19 protein-coding genes are annotated in these 20,014 nt (G+C 70.7%); 4 read left to right on the top strand and 15 right to left on the bottom strand.

Features of this window, described 5'->3' with window-relative positions; translation table 11 throughout:
- Window position 1: 1 nt before the first annotated feature.
- The 11 genes from fni to hutC form a co-directional block, all read right to left on the bottom strand.
- Entirely contained in the window at window positions 2-1,099 is a 1,098-nt protein-coding gene (gene fni / locus AB0H56_RS19625; protein WP_357164981.1) for a type 2 isopentenyl-diphosphate Delta-isomerase, read from the bottom strand.
- Window positions 1,096-2,406: a phosphomevalonate kinase gene (locus AB0H56_RS19620; protein ID WP_357164978.1), complete on the bottom strand. Its 1,311-nt coding sequence runs from the start codon at window positions 2,404-2,406 to the stop codon at window positions 1,096-1,098. Before AB0H56_RS19620 ends, fni begins: the two co-directional genes overlap by 4 nt.
- 278 nt (window positions 2,407-2,684) lie before the next feature.
- On the bottom strand, window positions 2,685-3,719 hold the full coding sequence (mvaD, locus tag AB0H56_RS19615; protein ID WP_357164975.1) for a diphosphomevalonate decarboxylase: 1,035 nt from the start codon (window positions 3,717-3,719) through the stop codon (window positions 2,685-2,687).
- Window positions 3,716-4,765: a mevalonate kinase gene (mvk, locus tag AB0H56_RS19610; RefSeq protein WP_357164972.1), complete on the bottom strand. Its 1,050-nt coding sequence runs from the start codon at window positions 4,763-4,765 to the stop codon at window positions 3,716-3,718. Before mvk ends, mvaD begins: the two co-directional genes overlap by 4 nt.
- A gap of 76 nt (window positions 4,766-4,841) precedes the next feature.
- On the bottom strand, window positions 4,842-5,645 hold the full coding sequence (locus tag AB0H56_RS19605) for an isoprenylcysteine carboxylmethyltransferase family protein (protein ID WP_357164969.1): 804 nt from the start codon (window positions 5,643-5,645) through the stop codon (window positions 4,842-4,844).
- Window positions 5,636-6,628, bottom strand: a complete 993-nt coding sequence (locus AB0H56_RS19600) for a fatty acid desaturase (RefSeq protein WP_357164966.1) — start codon at window positions 6,626-6,628, stop codon at window positions 5,636-5,638. Before AB0H56_RS19600 ends, AB0H56_RS19605 begins: the two co-directional genes overlap by 10 nt.
- 58 nt (window positions 6,629-6,686) lie before the next feature.
- Complete coding sequence (locus AB0H56_RS19595) at window positions 6,687-7,958, bottom strand: hypothetical protein (protein ID WP_357164963.1); 1,272 nt, start codon at window positions 7,956-7,958, stop codon at window positions 6,687-6,689.
- Window positions 7,955-8,932, bottom strand: coding sequence for a polyprenyl synthetase family protein (locus tag AB0H56_RS19590; RefSeq protein WP_357164960.1), 978 nt, complete (start codon window positions 8,930-8,932; stop codon window positions 7,955-7,957). Before AB0H56_RS19590 ends, AB0H56_RS19595 begins: the two co-directional genes overlap by 4 nt.
- Window positions 8,933-9,645: 713 nt before the next feature.
- Window positions 9,646-10,248 carry a hypothetical protein gene (locus AB0H56_RS19585; protein ID WP_357164957.1) on the bottom strand — a complete coding sequence of 201 codons (603 nt, stop codon included), beginning with the start codon at window positions 10,246-10,248 and terminating at the stop codon, window positions 9,646-9,648.
- A 9-nt stretch (window positions 10,249-10,257) separates the two neighbouring features.
- On the bottom strand, window positions 10,258-10,581 hold the full coding sequence (locus tag AB0H56_RS19580; RefSeq protein WP_357164954.1) for a hypothetical protein: 324 nt from the start codon (window positions 10,579-10,581) through the stop codon (window positions 10,258-10,260).
- 282 nt (window positions 10,582-10,863) lie between these two features.
- The gene (hutC, locus tag AB0H56_RS19575; protein WP_357165241.1) at window positions 10,864-11,643 is read right to left on the bottom strand and encodes a histidine utilization repressor; all 780 of its coding nucleotides are present in this window, start codon (window positions 11,641-11,643) and stop codon (window positions 10,864-10,866) included.
- A 141-nt stretch (window positions 11,644-11,784) separates the two neighbouring features.
- Between hutC and hutU the strand changes: the two genes are divergently transcribed.
- From hutU to AB0H56_RS19560, 3 genes are all read left to right on the top strand, one after another.
- Window positions 11,785-13,464, top strand: a complete 1,680-nt coding sequence (hutU, locus tag AB0H56_RS19570) for a urocanate hydratase (protein ID WP_357164951.1) — start codon at window positions 11,785-11,787, stop codon at window positions 13,462-13,464.
- A 94-nt stretch (window positions 13,465-13,558) separates the two neighbouring features.
- Window positions 13,559-14,128: a TetR/AcrR family transcriptional regulator gene (locus tag AB0H56_RS19565; RefSeq protein WP_357164948.1), complete on the top strand. Its 570-nt coding sequence runs from the start codon at window positions 13,559-13,561 to the stop codon at window positions 14,126-14,128.
- Window positions 14,125-14,655 carry a hypothetical protein gene (locus tag AB0H56_RS19560; RefSeq protein WP_357164945.1) on the top strand — a complete coding sequence of 177 codons (531 nt, stop codon included), beginning with the start codon at window positions 14,125-14,127 and terminating at the stop codon, window positions 14,653-14,655. The genes AB0H56_RS19565 and AB0H56_RS19560 overlap by 4 nt, the downstream gene beginning before the upstream one ends.
- 288 nt (window positions 14,656-14,943) lie before the next feature.
- Here AB0H56_RS19560 and AB0H56_RS19555 read toward each other — a convergent pair whose 3' ends face one another.
- A complete protein-coding gene (locus tag AB0H56_RS19555) occupies window positions 14,944-15,468 on the bottom strand; it encodes a GNAT family N-acetyltransferase (protein WP_357164942.1) in 525 nt (174 codons plus the stop codon).
- A 69-nt stretch (window positions 15,469-15,537) separates the two neighbouring features.
- Here AB0H56_RS19555 and AB0H56_RS19550 point away from each other — a divergent pair, with 69 nt between their 5' ends.
- On the top strand, window positions 15,538-16,107 hold the full coding sequence (locus AB0H56_RS19550; RefSeq protein ID WP_357164940.1) for a TetR/AcrR family transcriptional regulator: 570 nt from the start codon (window positions 15,538-15,540) through the stop codon (window positions 16,105-16,107).
- Between the two features lie 20 nt (window positions 16,108-16,127).
- On the opposite strand, the gene AB0H56_RS19545 is transcribed toward AB0H56_RS19550, so the two are convergent.
- The 3 genes from AB0H56_RS19545 to AB0H56_RS19535 form a co-directional block, all read right to left on the bottom strand.
- Window positions 16,128-16,739 (bottom strand): dihydrofolate reductase family protein, encoded by a 612-nt coding sequence (locus AB0H56_RS19545; protein ID WP_357164937.1) that lies wholly within the window; start codon window positions 16,737-16,739, stop codon window positions 16,128-16,130.
- Between the two features lie 161 nt (window positions 16,740-16,900).
- Complete coding sequence (hutH, locus tag AB0H56_RS19540; protein ID WP_357164934.1) at window positions 16,901-18,466, bottom strand: histidine ammonia-lyase; 1,566 nt, start codon at window positions 18,464-18,466, stop codon at window positions 16,901-16,903.
- The gene (locus AB0H56_RS19535) at window positions 18,463-19,902 is read right to left on the bottom strand and encodes an amino acid permease (protein WP_357165238.1); all 1,440 of its coding nucleotides are present in this window, start codon (window positions 19,900-19,902) and stop codon (window positions 18,463-18,465) included. Before AB0H56_RS19535 ends, hutH begins: the two co-directional genes overlap by 4 nt.
- Window positions 19,903-20,014: the final 112 nt, after the last annotated feature.

Genomic DNA, 20,014 nt, shown 5'->3' with positions numbered 1-20,014 from the left:
GTCATTCACCGATGACTCCTCCTCGGTCTCTCGATTCGCGCCACCAGGGACTCCGGTGGGCAAGGGCGGCCGCGTCGATGCCGCGCAGTGCGCAGAAACTCGCCACCTCCCCGGTGATCAGCAGGTCGCACCCGGCCAGGTCCGCGGGGGTGCGGGCGCCGAGCACGGTCAGGATCTGCCGCAGCTGGTCGAGCCAGGTGCGGATCTGGGTGATCAGCGCGGCGGTGTCGGCGCGCACCACGGTGTCGAGGAAGGCGCCTGCGACGCCGGTGGCGCTCGCGCCGAGGGCGAGCGCCCTGGCGATGTCGAGCGGCGAGCGGATTCCACCCGAGGCCGCGATGTCGATACCGTCCAGTCCCGCGCAGTCGAGCAGGCAGGTGGGGGTGGACTGGCCCCAGCTCTCGAGGAACGCGAAATCGCCCGCGGGGCGGCGCGAGTTCTCGATGCGGGCGAAGTTGGTGCCGCCGCGGCCGCCGACGTCGGCCACCGAGACCCCGGCGTCGCGCAGCCACGCGACGGTCTGCCTGCTCAGGCCGAACCCGACTTCCTTGACGATCACCGGGATCGGGACATGCGCCACGAGGTGCTCGATCTGGCGCGGCCACGCGCCGAAGGAGCGATCGCCCTCGGGCATCACCACTTCCTGCACCGCGTTGAGGTGGATCTGCAGCGCGTCGGCCTCGAGCAGTTCGATCGCGCGCAGCACCTGCTCCAGCGAGGCCGTCGCGTTGACGTTGGCCATCACGAAGCCGTGCGGATTCTCCCGGCGCAGCACCCGGTAGGTGTCGGCCACGGCGGGATCGCGGAAGAACGCGCTCATCGACCCGGCGGCGATCGGGATGCCGGTCTCGCGGGCGGCCTCGGCCAGTTTCCGGTTGATCTCGCCGGTCTTGGCGCTGCCACCGGTCATCGCGTTGACGTAGAGCGGTGTGTCCCACTGCTTTCCGGCGACATCGACGGCGAGCGAGACCTCGCCGCTGTCGATCCCGGCCAGGGCGTGGTGCACGAAGGTGACGCAGTCGAAGTCGTTGCCGCCCTGATCGGTACGGCGCTGGTCCACCGCGTGCCGGACGTGGTCGTCCTTGCGGTCGGCGATCATGCGTCCTCCTCGGCGCGCGGATGGGTCCGCAACGGGAGCGGCCGGATGCCCGCCGCGACCCAGCGGTCGGTGAGTTCGACGAGGGCCGCGGTGCCGGTGTCCTCGATGACGGCGATCCCGCAGTCGCCGCCGCCCGCGCCGGAGGGTTTCGCCGCCGCGCCCACCGCCGCGCCCGCCGTGCACAGGGCGTGCAGCTGGGGCGTCATGATGCCGAGCTGGTCGGCCTGGTCGAGTTCGAGCAGAAGCTCACGCGCGCAGTCGATTTCCGCGCGGATCGCCGCGACGTCGGCGGTCTCGACGGCTGCCGTCAGGCGCTGGACGCATTCGTTGCTGCGTGTGTTGAACTCGGTCCGGTCCCCGCGCGCCCCGGCGGCGGCCCCGACCAGAGCCGGGGTGGAGGCGGGGTTCCCTGTCCAGCCGACCCGGAGGGCGAGCCCGGCCGGCGTGGGCAGTGGGCGAACCGACAGCCCCGGCCACGGGGCGCGCAGGGCGGCGTCGATCCCGTCGCCGGCCGCGATCTCGGCAACGACCGCGCGATCCGGCGACCCGTAGGCGAGCCAGCCGCCCCAGGTCCCCGCGGCCACGTCACCACCGGAGGCCCGGGGGTTGACGCTGATCGTGGCGAGCATGGCCAGCCGGTACCGTTCCATCGCGGTCAGGTCCAAGCCGTGGAAACGGCCCAGCGCGGTGACGGTCGCCACGGTGACGGCCGCGCTCGAGCCGAGACCGTACTTGCGTCCGTCGGCAGCGCCGAGGTCCGTGGAGACCGCCACGTCATAAGGGCGAGAGGGGATCTCACGTTCGGCGCGGAGCCGCTCGACCACTGACACGGCGGCGAACACGTACGCGAACGCGGCGGGGACCGCGCCGTCGGGTGTCACCGGGACGAGCCGGTCGCCCGCGCGAGCGCAGGCCAGCGACACTCCCCCGTCGAGATCGGAGTGCAGCGTGATGCCGGACGACGCCAGGCCACTGTCACCGCCGGCCGTCACCACCGCGTGGCGGGCGCCATCGGCGCGGTGCGTGATCGCCGCGTGGCCGTCGCCATCCGTCATCGACGCCGGGTCACCGGCGCGGGGCGTGATCGCCGCGTAGCCGTCGCCATCCGTCATCGACGCGGGGTCACCGGTGCGGGGCCACGCGGTGGTGCCGGAGGCGTCGATCACCGTGGCGGTCGCGTAGCGGTCCACGGCGGTGAGCACCGCGAGATTGCCCGGCTCGACGACGGCGTACTCGCCCGCGATGAAGAGCTTGCCCGGTGCGCGGCAGGTGACCGACGGCCGTGCCCCGTCGAATACCGGATCCACTTGCGGCCCACCATGACCCGCCGACATCGGCCGATCGGGAGCACCCCTCGGGCTGGTTCCCTCCGGGCCGGTTCCCTCAGCGGACCCGCCCACCGGTGGCCGGTCGTCGCGGCATGTCGACGATGGCGGGTCGTCGCGGCCCGCCGACGATGGCCGGTAATCGCGGCCCACCGACGATGGCCGGTCGTCGCGGCCCACCGACGAAGGCCGGTCGTCGCGGCCCGCCGACGAAGGCCGGTCGTGCGCGAGCACCGGCACTGTTCGAGCTTCGTGCCCGCTCACCGGTCGTCGCCTGTCGTGCGGCGCACGCCCGGGCCGATGTGCGCGGTGCGGGTGGTGACGAACTCGCCGAGAGCCTCGATCCGGGCGGCGACGACCGGCGCGTCGGCCCTGGCGCACAGCACCTTCACGTTCGGGCCCGCGTCGATGGTGGCGTAGGCGGCGATGCCGTCGGCGCGCAGGGCCAGCACCTCGTCGAGGACGGCGAGCGAATGCGGCGAGAGGTAGCGGACGGCGGGGCGCGCGGCGAGCATGGTGGCGTGCATGCCGAGGGCATTGCGTTCGGCGATCTCGCCGATGACCGAAAGCTCTTGACGGGCAACGGCTTCGCGCATCTCGGCGAGGTCGAGCCGAGAGGACTCGGCCCAGGGCCGGTAGAGCGGTGAGGTCTCGGTGGTGCGGCGCATGGCGTCGCGGCTGGACACCGCTTTCGCGCCCGCCGCCACGATCCCGAGAACGAGCGCGGGTTCGAGGTCCTCGCCACCGATCGGTTCGGCGAAGGAGCTCAGATCGCCCGCCTCGCCGTCGCCGTCACCCGCATGCCACACCACGAATCCGCCGAAGATCGAGCGCGCGGCCGAGCCGGAGCCGCGCCGGGCCAGCCGCGAGAGCGCGCGGCCGTCGAGGTCGAGCCCGTAGGCGGCCGCCGCGGCCGTGGCCAGGGCGGCGAACCCGCTGGCCGAGGACGCCAGACCGGCGCCGGTCGGGCCCGCGTTGGTGGTCACCACCGCCGCGCGTTCGGTGCGGCCCGCCTTGGCGCGAACGAGGTCGAGGAACTTCTCGACGCGGGTCAGCGCGGCGCCGGTGGCCGGGGCGGCGTTGAGTTCCACGGTGTCGGCGGGCCCGTCGATCAGCTGGACCGAGGTGGTGGTCGGGAAGACGTCGAGGGTCATCGACAGGCTCCCCGTGACGGGGAGGAACAGCGTCTCGTCCCGCTTGCCCCAGTACTTCACCAGGGCGATGTTCGGGTGGGCGACCGCCGTGGCGGCCCCCTCCCGCGCGGGCGCGGCGGGGAGTGTGGCGGGGGAAGTCATGGGTGTGTCTCGCGATCCGGGGTCGAGGCGGTGGAGGACGGTGCGGGCGAACGCAGACTGCGGGCGGTGACGGTCCAGGTCCGCACGGCGCCCGCGGCCCGCAGCGCCGCGCTCACGGCGGGGGCGGTGCCGGTCGCGGTGAGCGCGAGCACGCAGCCGCCGAACCCGGCGCCGGTGAGCTTGGCACCGAACGCGCCGGCGTCCCGCGCGGCGGTGACCAGGGCGTCGATCCGCGGTGTGCTGACGCCGAGTTCGGCCAGCAGGTCCTGGAAGTCGAGCATCGCGGCGCCGAGTTCCGCGGCGCGACCCTCGGTCAGATCGGCGGCGGCCGAGCCGATCAGTTCGGTGGCCCGGTGCAGGACGCGGCGCGCCGACCGCGGATCGGCGTCGAGCGTGCGCCGGACCCCGGCGACCGCCTCGTGGGTCGATCCGGGGACGCCGGTGTCGGCGATCACCAGGTCGGCGGCCACGGTGATGCCGATCGGCCGGGCGGTGCCCTGGTGGAACAGGATCGGCCCGTTGGCCAGCACGGCACTGGCGTCGATCCCGCTGGCCCTGCCGTGCGCGACCTGTTCGCCGCACTGCACGCAGTCGTAGAGGGTGGCGGCGTCGAGCACGCGCCCGTACAGGTCCGCGACCGCGCGGACCGCGGCGCCCGCGCAGGCGGCACTGGAGCCGAGGCCCCTGGCCAGCGGGATGTCGCACTCGACGACCACGTCGACCACCGCACCGGTCATCCCCCACCGGCGCAGCGCTTCCTCGACCGCGACGCGGGGGCCGGACGGCGGACCGGCCTCGCCCGTTTCCCCGGCGAGGAAACGGAAGTGTCCCTCGGCGGCGACCTCGGCGCGCGGCCCGGACCGGCCGGGACGGGCGATGGCGCGGACCGGCAGCGCGGGCAGCGGGAAGGCGATGGCCGCCGTGCCGTGGACCACGGTGTGTTCGCCGAGCAGAATGGCCTTCGCGTGCGAATGGCCGACGCCCACCGCCGGTTCCGGTGCCGCGGCGTCGTCGCTGACGCGCTCTCGAACGGGCTGACCGTTCACGTCGATTCCTCTCCCGAACTCGGGCGGCGCCGCCCAGGGTGCCGAGCGATGCCGGAACACACTGGGCGGCAAGCCCTCACGGTTGCCGAGTCGATCGGCCGAAACTGCGGAGCACGGACGGGAAGAACGCGGGGACCTGCGCGGCGTAGGCACGGTAGGACGCACCGAAGCGCGCGATCAGGTCACGTTCCTCCAGATAGGTGCCCAGCAGGATGTAGCCGGTCAACCCCAGTGCCCAGACCAGATGCCCGACGGTGAACGTACTGGCGAACCAGAACGAGACGAGCAGGCCGGTCATCAGCGGATGCCGCACGAGGCGGTAGACGCCGTTGACCTGCAACCGGTCGACGGTCGCGTCGGGCACCTGGATCACGTATTCGCGATAGGCCTGGCTGATGCCGAGCAGGTGGAAGTGGTTGAGCAACAACGTGGCCGCGTAGACGAGCACGAAGCCCAGCCAGAATCCGGCGTCGATCACCAGCCCGACCGTGCCGTCGGCCGACCAGAGTTCGGCCGGGATGGGCTGCCACGCCAGCATGATCACCCACATGACCAGGCACACCATCACGATGTAGACGGTCCGCTCCAGCGCCTCCGGTACCCAGCGGGTGACGAAGGCCTTGAACGCGGGCCTGGCCATGCCCGAGTGCTGCAGGCCGAACAGCGCCAGCAGCAGCACGTCGATGATCAGCGCCGGCACGGTCGACAGGTGCGGGCCCTTGTCGATCGTCTTGGGCAGGAACCACCCACCGGCGAACAACAGCATCAGCGGCACGGTGATGCCGGCGACGGCGTAGACGGCGAAGGCGAACAGGAACGGGACCAGCCGGGTGCGGCTGGTCACGACCGCGCGCGCCTGGGTGGGCGTGATCAGATCCATGCGAACCACGGCAGGTACCGCGAGCGCACGGTGCCCTCCTCGATACGCTTCTCCAGCTTGGCCTTCCACTGGTTGCCGTAGCGCTCGTTGAGGAAGCCGCCCGGCCAGAACAGGCGCCAGCCCGACTGCGCGACCATCCAGTACGGGACGATGACGCCGGGGTTGACATCGCGCATGTAGTCGAGCTTGTCCGGGATCTGGCTCCAGTGGATGCCCGGGTAGCGGTGGTGCACGCTGTGGTAGCCCTGGTTGAAGATCAGGAAGTTCAGCACGTTGCCCGCGTTGTTCAGCGAGGTGCTCGGGTCGTCCTCGAAGCCCTTGGCTGGCGCGTGGCTCAGCCACGCGAAGTAGCCGGCGTTGACCTGGGTGATCAGGAACGGCACCCAGTAGAACAACACGAAGCGCTCGAAATCGACCAGGTACCAGACGGTTCCGATGACGACCACGTACAGCGCCATGTCGAGCAGGAACTGGTGGCGGGTCCGCTTGCGGCGCGGTGCCGGGTCGGCGGCGGCGAGGGTGCGGATCGTGTGGATCTTGACGACGGCGCCGTAGCGGACCCAGTACCAGATGGCGCCGAGGCCCTTCTCCATGCCGGTGGTCGAGGTGACGTCACCGGGACCGTCGTTGAAGCGATGATGGTTGAGGACGTGCACCTCGCGCATCTCGGCGGCGGTGAGGTTGCCGGGCAGGCAGCACAGGAAGTCGACGACCCGGTTCGGGAACTTCGACACGAACAGCGGCCGGTGGGTGTGCATGTGCATCACGCCGATGGTGAGCGAGAGGTTCAGCAGCGACAGCACGATGATCAGCGGCACCGCCAGGTACCAGTGGGTGGCGGCGGGCACGAACAGGCCCAGCGACAGCATGCCGATCCACAGGGCGATGTGCAGCAGCGGACCGACGTTGGAGGCGTGCTCGAGCTTGAGCACGCGTTTGCTGAACGGGGTCTGTTCGGGCGCGACGGGCGTTCCGGTGCTCATGCGAGAGCTCCTTCGCTAGTGGTGTCGGGGACGATGAGCGCGGATCTGGGGCGAGTGCTCATGGGCGGCTCCCTGGGGTGCTGGTGTCGAGGGCAGCGAGTTGAAGTCTCGTGGCGAGTGCGCGCAGCGCCGCGGGTTCGTGCGGCGGCACGCGTTCCATCGCGCCGAAGGCCAGGTGATCGGCGATCATCATGGTGCGCACCTGGGCGTCGGGCAGTTCGCCGGTGAGCGGGCCCTCGGGCAGGGTCCGCACGAGCGTGAAGGTGGTGTCGACGATCAGCGGAACCAGCGAGGTCGGCATCGTGGCCGGGTCGCCCGCGCCGAGCACCTCGGTGGTCCGGTTGGCACCGTCGGCGAAATCCGGTGAGGCGTCGAGCATCCGGTGGATCGCCAGGTCGGCGCTGCGGCGCACCCGGTTGAGCATCCTGGTCCAGTACGTCGCCGAGGATGCCGCGAGCAGGGCGGCGCCGACCTTGCGCCGGTAGGGCGCGGGCGCGTCGACGACCGCGCACAGGAACGCGGTGGTGGTGATGGTCATGTACGCCATCGCCGCCCGCGCGCCCAGGCTCGGGGTCCCCGGGCCGAGCCTGCCCAGCAGGGCGAAACCGCCGAGGGCGGGGCCGAGCAGTTGCAGCATCACCCGGCGCTTCAGTTCCTCGCGGTCGGCCACGCCGTAGATCTCGAGTTCGCCGTCGCGCAGGTCGTTGGCGGACTGGGCGATCACGGCGACGCAGCCGGTCAACTCGCGCAGGTCGGCGTCGGACAGCACGCCGTCGGCGACCAGGGCACAGGCGTAGTGGGTGACCCGGCCGAGCACCCCCTCGCTGTAGGCGACGCGCGAGAGCGGGCTCTCGATGTTGCGCGCCATCACCGCGGCGACATCGGTGATCACGGCGGCGACGCGCTGTCTGCCCGCCGGGGCCAGGGCGCTCACCAGGGCGCGGATGTCGTCGATGCGCGCGGCGAGCAGCCGGTCGACCGCCTCGCTGTCGCGGGCCGCACTGGTCACCGCGGGCAGGGCGGGTGGCGCGATATCGTCGGTGCCGTCGAGGTAGCGCGCGGCGGCGAGCACCGCGGTGCCCGCGACCGCGCGGTCGCTGAGGTCCTCGAACGCGTCGAGTACCCGGCAGGCCAGCAGCGCCGCGGTCGCCTCCGCCCGCAGGTGCGCGGGCAGGAAACTCACCGAGATGCCCAGGTTGCGCCCGGCCGGGATCAGGGCGAGCCGCGCCAACTCCTCGGGGGTCGACGCCGCCCGCAAGGCCGCGAGGTCCGGTGCCCGGCGCAAGGTGCGCAGGCCGTGGGCCAGCGCGCCGATTCTGGTCTGTCTCATCGGTTGATCACCTGCTGCAGGAGTTCGCGAAGGTCGTCGCGGGCGGGCGAGGGCGGGAAGATCTCCAGCGCGGCGGCGGCCTTGTCGGTGGCGCCGAGCGCGACCGCGCGGGCGGCGGCGGTGGCCCCGGACTCGACGAGATCGGTTTGCAGTGTGGCGCTGGATGTTTCGTCCGACAGCCACATCTGGACGGCGCCGGGCCTGCTGGCCAGCCATTCGATGACCGGCCAGGTCGGCACCCGGCGTTCGAGGTCGCCGCCCGCGTCCTTGCCCAGTTCGGGGCCGCCCTCGATGTCGCGGACGTCGTCCATGATCTGGAAGGCGAGCGCGAGCTGATCGGCGTATTCCATCAGCGCGTGCAGCCGGTCGTGGTCGGCGCCGCCCGCCGTCCCGCCGTAGGAACAGGACAGCCGGAAGAGCGTGCCCGTCTTGGCACCGGCCACCAGCTCGTAGTGGCGGCGCAGCGCGGACGCCTCCACGGCCGGCGGCAAGGTCTCGATGAGCTGGCCGAACGACAGGTCCGAGAGCCGGTCGGCGTAGGTGATGCCGGGCGCGTCGCCGAGACCGGCGAACACCGCCGGATGCTCGGCCAGCACCTGCGCCACCACCTGCATCGCGGCACCGGCCAGGTGGAACCCGGCTCTGGCCGCGACGCGCACGCCGAACGCGGCGGGGACCGAGGCCGCGCCGCGACGCAGCAGCGAGCCGTCGCAGATGTCGTCGTGCAGCAGCGAGGACTCGTGCAGCATCTCCATCGCGCAGGCCAGATCGATCGCCGCCGACCGCGGCGCGGCGGCCGCGTCGGGCAGCAGCCCGGCGCAGGCCAGCACCAGCCTCGCCCTGACCCGCTTGCCGGGAGCGGCCAGCACGTGCCGATAGATGTCGTCGAATTCGCCACCGGTGAGCAGGATTTCGCGCAGACGCTCGGTGACCAGTGGGATCAGCTCGACCGGTCCGGCGGACGGTCTTGGCATGACCGCCACCTGGTCGCCCTGGTGCTCCGCCGAGTCCCGGCGGTGGGTGGAAGGTAGCGCGAGATCGTCCATGGCGCTGGTCTCCTTTGGTGTGGTCACGGTGGCAGTGCGGTTCACCCCGACGGTGCGCAGAGGTCACGGGGGTCAGGCGGCGGTCTGTCGTGGTGACGTCTCACAACTACCGGGCCCGAGCTTCCCGATCGCTGGCTACCGACGGGTAGTTTTGTAGAACCGTCACGGAATTGTCAAGCGCGACAACATGTTTCAGACCTGTTTCGCGAATCACGTTGTGCCACACAATTACTCGAGGCAGAAGTCAGCTTCACTCGCTGCGGACAGCACTGGTCACGGAAGTGAAGGAAGCGCGAAAACAGCTGTGTCTCAAGCGCTTTGGTGAGTGCGGGCCGGTTCGGGCCACGTGTGTGTTGCGAGGGGATCGAGATGGGGGCGGCGGGGACCACCACGATGTGGACCACTCGAACAACGATGCCTACTGGCGAGTACGACGCGACTCTACGTCCATCACCGCGCGCTCGCGAATCGAGCGTCTCGCTTCGTGAGATCCCCACGGATCCCGCCCCGGGATTTCGGCGAAGTTCCCAATTCGCGGCCACGGGTGCGCGAGTACCCTACTCCCGGTTGACATTTCACCAGAAGATGTCACACACACGGCATCGTCTGACCAGATCGGGAGCAGTTCGCCGCGCCGGGACTCAGCGCGCCGCGCTCCCGCCGAGGACGAGCAGTTCGGGCAGGGGCCGGTCGAGGACGGGGGTCGAGGGACGCGGCGCGGGACCACGCCGGACCACGGTGCGGTGATGGGCCACGACGACCCCGCAGGCCCGCACCGTCGTCGAGATCAGCGCCTCGGCCAGCGGCAGATCGTCCTCGCGACAGGCGAAGACGGAGAAGCGCACCGCGCCGGCCTCGGCCGGGCCGTCCTGCGGGATCGCCTCGGCGGGGCAGCTGGACAGGAGCATGACCGCGGCGGCGAAATCCCGGAACGGATCACCTGTGGCGAGGTCGTCGCCCGCCGCCACCATCGCGAAGACGCTTCGCAGGCAAGGCCTTTCGGGGATCTCCTCGGCCCGTTCGATACGCGACCAGCGGCACAGCGCTGGATGCTCGGCGATGTCTGGGCGGCCCGCCCAGCGGCGCGCGCCCGCGGCCAGCAACCGATCGACGGTCGCGCGCCAGCGGGCGGAATCGTCGATCCTGGCGACGACGCGCAGGCGCCGGCAGTCGTCGGCACCGGGAGCGAGGAACGGTTCGATCGTGGGAACGGCGGGACCGGCCGCCGGACGTTGCGTCTGCACGGTGACCCCCTAGCGAATGCCGGATCCCGGTGACGGCGGCGCGGCGGCGGCACCCCGCCGCCAGGCCAACCGGAAGGCCGTGATCGCGGCCAGCACGGCGCCGAGCAGCACGAGCGTCACGGCCGCCAGGACCACGATCCCGGACGCGCCGACGCCCGCGTAGCGCGCGATCAGCGCCGATGCCAGCACGGGGCCCGCGGTGACGAGCACCGGAATCAGCAGGAGCAGGCCGACGGTGACGAGCGTGGCCGGCGCCATGGTCGATTTCACGACGGAAAAGCCCTGCCGGGAAGTCAGCATCTGCGGCCCCGACTGCCGCGTGACTGTAGCCATTTCCGCCCTCTCCGTTACCTGAAGGGAACCCAGCGAACCATGGGCTATTCAAACTACATCGCACGCCACGCCACTCCCGTGATTCGTCACGAAAAGGTGATAACCCGAGATCGTCGCGATTCGCGCCAGAGAAGGAAAGCCTAGGTCAAGGCGGCAATTTCGATTAACTACAAGTTTGCTGACAATTCCCCGTATTCAGCTTCGATAACAATTCCGAGGGACCTCGGCGTGGCGCAATTTGTCACCGGCCGGTGTGTACACCGGCCGGAACACCTACGGCCGTCAATCGCCGAGGGCGGACGTGGAACCGAAACTGCCTTCGAGACGATTCCGCGATCCGGGATGAATCAACCGGGCGGCACTGACCAGGCCGCCCGAGGACCACGTCCGGCGCCGGATCAGCAGGCACGGCTCGTCCGCCTCGATGCGCAACAGCGCGCACTCCTCCCGCGTGGCGCGCACCGCCTCCACCACGTGCTCGCCGCGGATCAGCGGCGCCACCTCGCTGAGGTAGGTGTTGGGCGTGACGGTGGTGAAATCCTGGGCCAGATACTCGGGCGCCTGCGCCGGGTCGACGTAGCGGTCCTCCACCTGGATCGGCACCTCGTCCTCGATGTGCACCAGCAGTGAGTGGAACACCCTGCCGCTCATCGCGTTTCCGAGCACCGGGTGACGGGCATCGGCCTCCTCCGCGCGGACGAAGACCACCTCGGTGCGGTGGCGATGACCGCGTCGTGAGATCTCGTCGGCGATGTTGCGCACCTCGAACAGCGGGGAGGCGGCCTTGGTCGGCGCGACGAAGGTCCCCACGCCCATCACCCGGTTGAGCGCGCCGTCGGCGGTGAGATCGCGCAGGGCGCGGTTGATCGTCATCCGGGACAGGCCCAGCGCGTTGACCAGCTGATTCTCCGACGGGATCTGCTCGCCCTCGACCCAGCGCCCGCCCTTGATCTGCGCCATGATCAGCTGCTTGACGCGTTCGTACGCCGCGAATTCGGTCCCCAGTTCGCTGTACAGCGCGGCCAGGTCCGCATCGACCACTTCGATCGCCACCACCGGTATCCGTTCCCTCAGTTTCCCCAGAGAATACGTTGCCCCCGAGCGAGGCAGTGCGCTTGACAACGCACTTGTATATACAGGACTATACCACTACTCTGGATTTCAGTGACCCAGGACACAGCCGTCTTCTCGAGGAGTGAACCGATGACCGACGCCCCCATCCAGCCCGCCGCCGGACCACGGCCCGTGTCCGCCCCGCGCGGCTCTCAGCTGCGCACGCTGGGCTGGCAGCAGGAGGGCGCGCTGCGGATGCTGATGAACAACCTCGATCCCGAGGTGGCCGAGCGCCCCGACGATCTCGTCGTCTACGGCGGCACCGGCCGCGCGGTCCGCAGCTGGGCGGCCTTCGACGCCATCGTGCGCACCCTCGAGACCCTGGCCGACGACGAGACGCTGCTGGTGCAGTCGGGCAAGCCGGTCGGCGTGTTCCGCACCAACGAGTGGGCCCCGCGCGTGCTGCTCGCGAACTCGAATCTGGTGGGCGACTGGGCGAACTGGGCCGATTTCCGCAAGCTCGAGCAGGCCGGGCTGATGATGTACGGCCAGATGACCGCGGGCTCGTGGATCTACATCGGCAGCCAGGGCATCCTGCAGGGCACCTACGAGACCTTCGGCGCGGTGGCGCGCAAGCGATTCGGCGGCACCCTGGCGGGCACCATCACGCTCACCGCCGGGGTGGGCGGCATGGGTGGCGCGCAGCCGCTGGCGGTGACCATGAACGAGGGCGTCGCGCTGTGTGTCGACTGCGATCCCGCGCGCATCGATCGCCGCATCGCGCACGGCTACCTCGACACCAGGGCCGAATCGCTGGAGCAGGCACTGGAACTCGCGATCGCCGCCCGCGACGAGCGCAGGCCGCTCTCGATCGGTCTGGTCGGCAACGCCGCCGAGGTGTTCCCGCGGCTGCTGGCCATGGACGCGCCCATCGACATCGTCACCGACCAGACCTCGGCCCACGATCCGCTGTCCTACCTGCCGATCGGGGTCGCGCTCGAGGACTGGCACACCCTCGCCGAGAAGGACCCGGCCTGGTTCACCACCGAGGCGCAGGCCTCGATGGCCAAGCACGTGGAGGCCATGGTCGGCTTCATGGACAAGGGCGCCGAGGTGTTCGACTACGGCAACTCGATCCGTGACGAGGCCCGCAAGGGTGGCTACGACCGGGCCTTCGCGTTCCCCGGCTTCGTGCCCGCCTACATCCGCCCGCTGTTCGAGGAGGGCCTCGGCCCGTTCCGCTGGGCCGCGCTCTCGGGTGATCCGAAGGACATCGCCGCCACCGACCGCGCGATCATGGAGCTGTTCCCGGAGAACGAGCACCTGAAGCGCTGGCTCACCATGGCCGGGGAGAAGGTGCAGTTCGAGGGGCTGCCCGCGCGGATCTGCTGGCTCGGCTATGGCGAACGGCACCGGGCCGGACTGAAATTCAACGAGATGGTCGCCTCGGGCGAGCTGTCGGCGCCCCTGGCCATCGGCCGCGACCACCTCGATTCCGGTTCGGTGGCCTCCCCCTACCGCGAGACCGAGGCGATGGCCGACGGTTCCGACGCCGTCGCCGACTGGCCACTGCTGAACGCCCTGCTCAACACTGCCTCCGGCGCCTCGTGGGTCTCGATCCACCACGGTGGCGGCGTCGGCATGGGCCGCTCCATCCACGCCGGCCAGGTGTGTATCGCCGACGGCACCGACCTGGCGGCGCAGAAGCTCGAGCGGGTGCTGACCAATGATCCCGGCATGGGCGTCATCCGGCACGTCGACGCCGGCTACGAGCACGCGGCCGAGGTGGCGCGCGAGCGCGGGGTGCGAATCCCCATGCGGGAGAGCTGATCTCCCCCGCCGCCCGCATCCGCACCGGTGCGGGCGGCGGCCATGCCTTGGAGTCACTCTTGTTTATGACTGACCAGTCAGCCATAATCGGACCATGCCGAAAATCGTCGATCGGGTCGCGCGGCAGGAGGAGATCCTGCGCGCCGCCGCCGCGGTGTTCGCCCGCAAGGGCTTCGCCGCGACCCGTGTCGAAGATGTCGCCGCCGCAGCGGGTATCGCCAAAGGCAGTGTGTACCTGTACTTCCCGAGCAGGGACGCGCTGCTCGCCGGGGTGTTCGACAGCTTCGCGCGGCGCTCGGCGCTGGCACTCGACGAGCTGGGCGACGGCCCGGCACTCGAACGCCTGGAGCGCCTGGTCCGCGGTGCGCTGACGATGCTGGCCGAGCACCCCGATCACGCGCGGGTGCTGCTGGACGTGTGGGCCGCGAAGCCGCCCCTCGACATGGCCGCGGTCTACCGCGAGTACCGCGCGGCCGTCACCGGACTGCTGCGCGAGGCCGTGGCCGACGGCACCGTCCGCGACGAGGTCGACGAGCGGTACGCGGCCGTGATCATCGGTGCCATCGAGGGCTGCCTGATCCAGACGGTGGTCGACCCGAGCCTGTCGCTGTCCGACCTCGCCGAACCGGTCCTCGCGGTGTGCCTGACGGGAATCCGGCGATGACGGTACTCACCGACCGCCTCATCGCGCCGGGCGCGACCCGGGCCGAGATCACCCTCGGATTCGGCGTCGCCACCTGCGGCGCCGCCGGTGCGGCCGCGCTCGCGGTGCGCGCCCAGCACCCGTGGTTCGCCGTCGCCGTGATCGCGGTGCTCGCCTTCGACCTGTTCGGCGGAGCCGTCGTGAACGCGATGGGCTCGGCCAAGCGGTGGTACCACCGGCCGGGCCGGCACGCCGGGCACCATCTGGCTTTCGTGGCGATCCACATCCAGCCGTTCCTGCTGGCATGGGTACTGCCCGCGTTCAGCTGGCCCGCCGCCGCGACCGTGTACGCGCTGCCCCTGATCGCCGCGGTAGTCGTCACCGCGACCCCCGCTCCGATGCGCAGGCCGGTCGCATTCGCCGTCACAACGCTCGGACTGCTGGCGATCACCGGACTGCTCACCGTCCCCGCGGAAGTGGGCTGGTTCGCACCGGTCCTCATGATCAAACTGCTACTCGCACACCTCCTTCCGGAAGACACGGCGTAGTGGCAAGGTCCGCCCGCACCGAAACCGGCGCGGGCGGACCTGGTCAGTCCCCCTGACGTTCGCGAAGTTTCGCCTCCATCGCCGCCGTGAGGAGAGGACGCTCGGCCGACTCACTAGACGACGAGGCGCGGCGTTTCACTCGCTGTAGCGACGGCCGATCAGCGTGGTTCATGGCCGGTGAGGCAGGCACCGAAACCAGCACCGCTCCAGGAGTGGGCGCCGCGGCAGCACCGAAGCTCGCGGTGGGGCTCACGGCCGGCTGCTGCCGGTAGTGCGGAGGGGCGGTGGCTAGCCGTGGGTGGCCGTGGTGGACGGGGTCAGGTCGAGGGTCCAGTCTTGGCCGCGGACCTCGTGGCCGAAGCGGTGGTGGGGCTCTTCGCTGATTCGGGTGAAGCCCGCTGCCTCGTAGATGCGGTGGGCCGAGGATTGGGCGTCGGTGGTCCACAGCGTGATCTGGGTGTTGCCGGTGGCGCGGGCGAAGGTGAGGACCCGCTCGACGAGCGCGGTGCCGACCCCGAGACCGCGGGCGGCCGGGGTGACCAGCAGCGTGCGCAGGGTGGCGACGCCGGGCTCGGCGCCGCGCACGCAGAGCACACAGCCCGCGCGGACGCCGTCGACCTCGGCGATCCAGGCGGCGTCGGTGGCCGGGTCACGGCGGGTCGCGTAGTCGCCGACGATGCCGGCGACCAGCGCCTCGAAATCGGTGTTCCAGCCGAACTGTTCGGCGTAGATCTCACCGTGGGCCTGCACGATCCAGCCCAGATCGCCCGGCCGATCGGCCGCGCGGATCACCACTCTCGCCTCGTCGCGCATCAGCCACCTCGCCTGCCGAACGATCCCGAACCACTGAAACGAGCGTTTCAGTAGCTGTAGGCTACCGGCATGGCCAGCGCGTCGACAACCCCCTCCGCCAGGCAGAACGAGCTGCTCGAGGCCGCCTACCGGTACGCGCTCGAACACGGGCTCGCCGACCTGTCGCTGCGCCCGCTCGCGGCCGCCATCGGCTCGAGCCCCCGGGTGCTGATGTTCCTGTTCGGCAACAAGGACGGCCTGGTCCGGGCGCTGCTCACGCGCGCACGCGCCGACGAGCTCGCCTTCCTCGACGAACTGACCGACAGGCCGGCGTCTGCCGACCTCGCGGCCGCCGTCGACCAGGTCTGGCGCTGGCTCGCCGCGCCCGGCCATCGCCCGCTGCTGCGACTGTGGTCCGAGGCTTACGCCCGCTCGCTGGTGGAACCCGACGGCCCCTGGTCCGGTTTCGCCCGCGCGACCGTCGACGATTGGCTGACGCTGCTCGCCCGTTTCCAGCCCGCCGGGGACAGCGCCGTCATCGACCGCACGCTCGCCCTGGCCGTCCTGCGCGGCTGCCTGCTCGACCTGTTGGCCACCGGCGACGAGGCTCGCGTGACCGCCGCCGTCGACCGTCACCGCGCCACTTTGCGCGGGCAGTGACGCGCCGCGGTAATGCGCGGCTACCGGTAGTAGTGCAGGGACAGCGCGCCGGTGTCGGGGAACGTGGTCGCGGCGGCCAGCCGCCAGCTCGCGGCGTAGCCGTCGGGCAGGACGCGCACGCCGCCGCCGAGCGTGCGCGGCACGACGGTGAGATACAGATCGTCGACGAGTCCGGCCGTGAGCAGACCTCGAATGATGCTGGCGCTGTTGAGGACAAGGATGTCGCGCCCCGGCCTCGCCTTGAGCGTGCGGACCTCCGCCTCCAGGTCGCGGCCGATCCGCGCGTTGGTCCACTTGGCCTCGTCCAGATCGGCCTGCTCGAGCGTCGTGCTGAAGACGACCTTCTCGACCGTCGCGAGCCAGCGGCCGAGGTCGCGGGTACGGGCCGAGCTGTCCGGGTCCTCGGTCAACCCCGGCCACACCGCGGTGAAGCCTTCCCAGTTGGTGCGCCCGAGGAGCGCGGTATCGACGCCGCGCCAGATTCCCTCGTAGTAGAGCTCGCTCTGCGGGCTCACGATGTGGTCCATGCACCAGCTCATGTCGTCGTCGGGTCCGGTGCCGCTGTATCCGTCCATCGACACGGTGACCTCGGCGGCGACTCTGCGACCGGTGCTCTGCGGGCTGTTCGACATGGGTGACATCCGTTCCTCGCTGGTGGGTGGCTCAGCGGAAAGGACGCCATGGGAGCGTCGAATTCATCGCCGGCACGGTTGACAGCTCGGTGGAAGGGCGGTGTCCGATCCACAGACGAAGCCCCCGGCCAGGTCGTCGGGGGCTTCGCCGAGGGAGGTTCTCAGCCCAGCGGGCCGGTGATCGATTCCGCCGCGGCGAGCAGGGCGCCGGTGGCGGCGAGTTCGACCGCGGCCTCGATCTCGGGCGCGAGGTAGCGGTCGGTGCCGGGGCCGGGGACCCGGGCGCGCAGGGCCTCGCGCACCGCCGCGGTGGCCGGTGCCGGGGTGAGCGGCGCGCGCAGGTCCAGCGCGCGGGCCGCGGTGAGGGCCTCGATGGCCAGCACCCTGGTCAGGCCGTCGATGGCGCGGCGGAGTTTGCGGGCCGCGGACCAGCCCATGGAGACGTGGTCCTCCTGCATCGCCGAGGACGGGATGGAGTCGACCGAGGCGGGCGCGGCGAGCCGCTTGAGCTCGGAGACGATCGCGGCCTGGGTGTACTGGGCGATCATGTGACCGCTGTCGACGCCCGGATCGTCGGCGAGGAACGGCGGCAGCCCGTGGTTGCGGGCCTTGTCCAGGAAGCGGTCGGTGCGCCGTTCGCTGATGCTGGCCACATCGGCCACGACGATGGCGAGGAAGTCCAGGACATAGGCCACCGGGGCGCCGTGGAAGTTGCCGTTGGATTCCACGCGCCCGTCGAGGGTCACCACGGGATTGTCGACGGCACTGGCCAATTCGAAGCCGGCGACCCGCTCGGCATGGGCGAGCGTGTCGCGGGCGCCACCGGCCACCTGCGGTGCGCAGCGTAGCGAATAGGCGTCCTGCACGACGGTGCAGTCCGGCGTCGCGTGGCTGGCCACGATCGCGGAATCGGCGAGCAGGCGGGTCATGTTCGCGGCGGCGACGGCCTGGCCGGGCTGGGGCCGCAGGGCCTGCAGGTCGGCGGCGAAGACCTTGTCGGTGCCCAGCAGGCCCTCGACGCTCATGGCCGCGGTGATGTCGGCCAGGCGCAGCAGCGCGCGCAGGTCGTGGCAGGCGAGCACGAGCATGCCGAGCATGCCGTCGGTGCCGTTGATCAGCGCGAGGCCCTCCTTCTCCTCGAGCTCGACCGGCGCGATGCCCGCGGCGGCCAGCGCCCGCTCGGCGGGCATCAGCTCGCCGTCGGCGTCGCGCACCGCGCCCTCGCCGAGCACGGCCAGCGCGACGTGCGCCAGCGGCGCGAGGTCACCGGAGCAGCCGAGGCTGCCGTACTCGTAGACCACCGGGGTGATGCCTGCCGAGAGCAGCGCCGCGTAGGTCTCGGCGACGACCGGGCGCACGCCGGTGCGGCCGGTGGCCAATGTCGACAGGCGCAGCAGCATGAGCGCGCGGACCACCTCACGCTCCACCTCGGCACCGGAGCCCGCCGCGTGCGAGCGGACCAGGCTGCGCTGCAACTGCTTGCGGAGTTCGAGCGGGATGTGGCGCACGGCCAGCGCGCCGAACCCGGTGGACACGCCGTACACGGGCTTGGGGTCGGCCGCGAGCGCCTCGATGCGACGGCGGCTCTCCCCGATGGCGGCGAGCGCCTCGGCCGACAGCGACACCGCGGCGCCGTCCCTGGCCACCCGCACCACGTCACCGGGCGTCACCGCGCCGGTGCCGACGACGACCGGGGCCACCGCGGTCAGATCCGAGTCGATGCTCACTGGGCTTCTCCATTCCGAACAGCACTGGGGGACAAAACTTTTCCGTCGTCTTCCGGGACGGGCACCGGTTCGGGCGCGGCAGGCACCGGGCGCACCCAGAGGCGGAACGCCAGGCACAGCAGCGCCAGCCACACCGCGCCGACGACCAGCGCGACCCGACTGTCGGCGTCGAAGGCGATCACCGCGATCACGAAGATCAGGAACGCGATGGTGATCAGCTGCCCGTAGGGCCACAGCGGCACCGGGAACTTCAGCGCCGCGACCTGCTCGGCCGACATCCGGCGCCGCGAGCGGTACTGCGAGAACAGGATCATCAGCCAGACGAAGATGGTCGCGAAGGTGGCGATCGAGGCGATCACCAGGAACACCTTGTCCGGGATCAGGTAGTTGAGCAGCACACCGACCAGCAGGGTGACGGTCATGACGACCACCGTCATCCAGGGCACGCCGTTGCGCGAGACCCGCCGCATCACCGCGGGCGCCTGACCACGCTGGGCCATGCCGTACATCATCCGCCCCGCGCCGAAGATGTCACTGTTGATCGCCGACAGCGCCGCGGTGATCACCACGACGTTCAGCACCGCCGCGGCGGGACCGAGGCCGAGGCTCTGGAAGATCTGCACGAACGGGCTGCCCTCGTCGCCGATGGTCTGCCACGGGTTGATCGCCATGATCACCGCGAGGGTGAGCACGTAGAACAGGATGATCCGCACCGGCACGGTGTTGATCGCGCGCGGGATGGTGCGCTGTGGGTCCTCGGCCTCGCCGGCGGTGATGCCGATGATCTCGGTGCCGCCGAAGGCGAACATCACGATGGCGAAGCAGGCGACGAAGCCGCCGAAACCGGTCGGGAAGAAGCCGCCGTCCGACCACAGGTTCGTCACGCCCGTCGTTGTGTCGTGGATGCCGAAGCCGAAGATCAGCACGGCGATGCCGCCGGCGATCATCGCGACGATGGCCACGATCTTGACCAGGCTGAACCAGAACTCGACCTCGCCGAAGACCTTCACGCTGAGCAGGTTGATCGCACCGATGAAGAAGATGATCGACAACACCCAGATCCAGCGCGGCACGTCGGGGAACCAGAAGCCCATGTACACCCCGAAGGCGGTGACATCGGCCAGGCAGACGATGAGCATCTCGAAGGTGTAGGTCCAGCCGGTCATGAACCCGGCCAGCGGGCCGAGGTGCTTGCTGGCGTACTCGCCGAACGAGCCGGCCACGGGATTGCTCACCGCCATCTCCCCCAGCGCGCGCAGCACGAGGTAGATCGCGGCGCCGCCGATGAGGTAGGCCAGCAGGACCGAGGGACCGGCGCGGTGGATCGCTTCCGCGGAGCCGTAGAACAGGCCGGTGCCGATGGCGGAGCCGAGCGCGATGAAACGGATGTGGCGCGCGGTGAGTCCCCGCGTCAGCACAGCGACGGGTTTGTTCAAACCATTACTCCCGGGATCGGAAAGGCGCACGGCGGGTGTGATCACTCGACGGATCACCCTGTGGGGCCGGTCACAACGACGGTACATGTATAAACCTGTATATACAGCCTTG

The sequence above is a fragment of the Nocardia sp. NPDC050717 genome (genome assembly GCF_040654275.1).
Lineage (GTDB): Bacteria > Actinomycetota > Actinomycetes > Mycobacteriales > Mycobacteriaceae > Nocardia.
This window is presented reverse-complemented; position numbering and strand designations above follow the sequence as displayed.

Excerpts from the sequence above, each read along its gene's own strand:
- AB0H56_RS19560 (WP_357164945.1), top strand. The coding sequence starts at position 14,125 with ATGACGGTACTCACCGACCGCCTCATCGCGCCGGGCGCGACCCGGGCC.
- mvaD (WP_357164975.1), bottom strand. The coding sequence starts at position 3,719 with ATGACTTCCCCCGCCACACTCCCCGCCGCGCCCGCGCGGGAGGGGGCC.
- AB0H56_RS19595 (WP_357164963.1), bottom strand. The coding sequence starts at position 7,958 with ATGAGACAGACCAGAATCGGCGCGCTGGCCCACGGCCTGCGCACCTTG.
- AB0H56_RS19605 (WP_357164969.1), bottom strand. The coding sequence starts at position 5,645 with ATGGATCTGATCACGCCCACCCAGGCGCGCGCGGTCGTGACCAGCCGC.
- AB0H56_RS19550 (WP_357164940.1), top strand. The coding sequence starts at position 15,538 with ATGGCCAGCGCGTCGACAACCCCCTCCGCCAGGCAGAACGAGCTGCTC.
- AB0H56_RS19590 (WP_357164960.1), bottom strand. The coding sequence starts at position 8,932 with ATGCCAAGACCGTCCGCCGGACCGGTCGAGCTGATCCCACTGGTCACC.
- hutU (WP_357164951.1), top strand. The coding sequence starts at position 11,785 with ATGACCGACGCCCCCATCCAGCCCGCCGCCGGACCACGGCCCGTGTCC.
- fni (WP_357164981.1), bottom strand. The coding sequence starts at position 1,099 with ATGATCGCCGACCGCAAGGACGACCACGTCCGGCACGCGGTGGACCAG.
- AB0H56_RS19600 (WP_357164966.1), bottom strand. The coding sequence starts at position 6,628 with ATGAGCACCGGAACGCCCGTCGCGCCCGAACAGACCCCGTTCAGCAAA.
- AB0H56_RS19580 (WP_357164954.1), bottom strand. The coding sequence starts at position 10,581 with ATGGCTACAGTCACGCGGCAGTCGGGGCCGCAGATGCTGACTTCCCGG.
- AB0H56_RS19565 (WP_357164948.1), top strand. The coding sequence starts at position 13,559 with ATGCCGAAAATCGTCGATCGGGTCGCGCGGCAGGAGGAGATCCTGCGC.
- AB0H56_RS19545 (WP_357164937.1), bottom strand. The coding sequence starts at position 16,739 with ATGTCGAACAGCCCGCAGAGCACCGGTCGCAGAGTCGCCGCCGAGGTC.
- AB0H56_RS19555 (WP_357164942.1), bottom strand. The coding sequence starts at position 15,468 with ATGCGCGACGAGGCGAGAGTGGTGATCCGCGCGGCCGATCGGCCGGGC.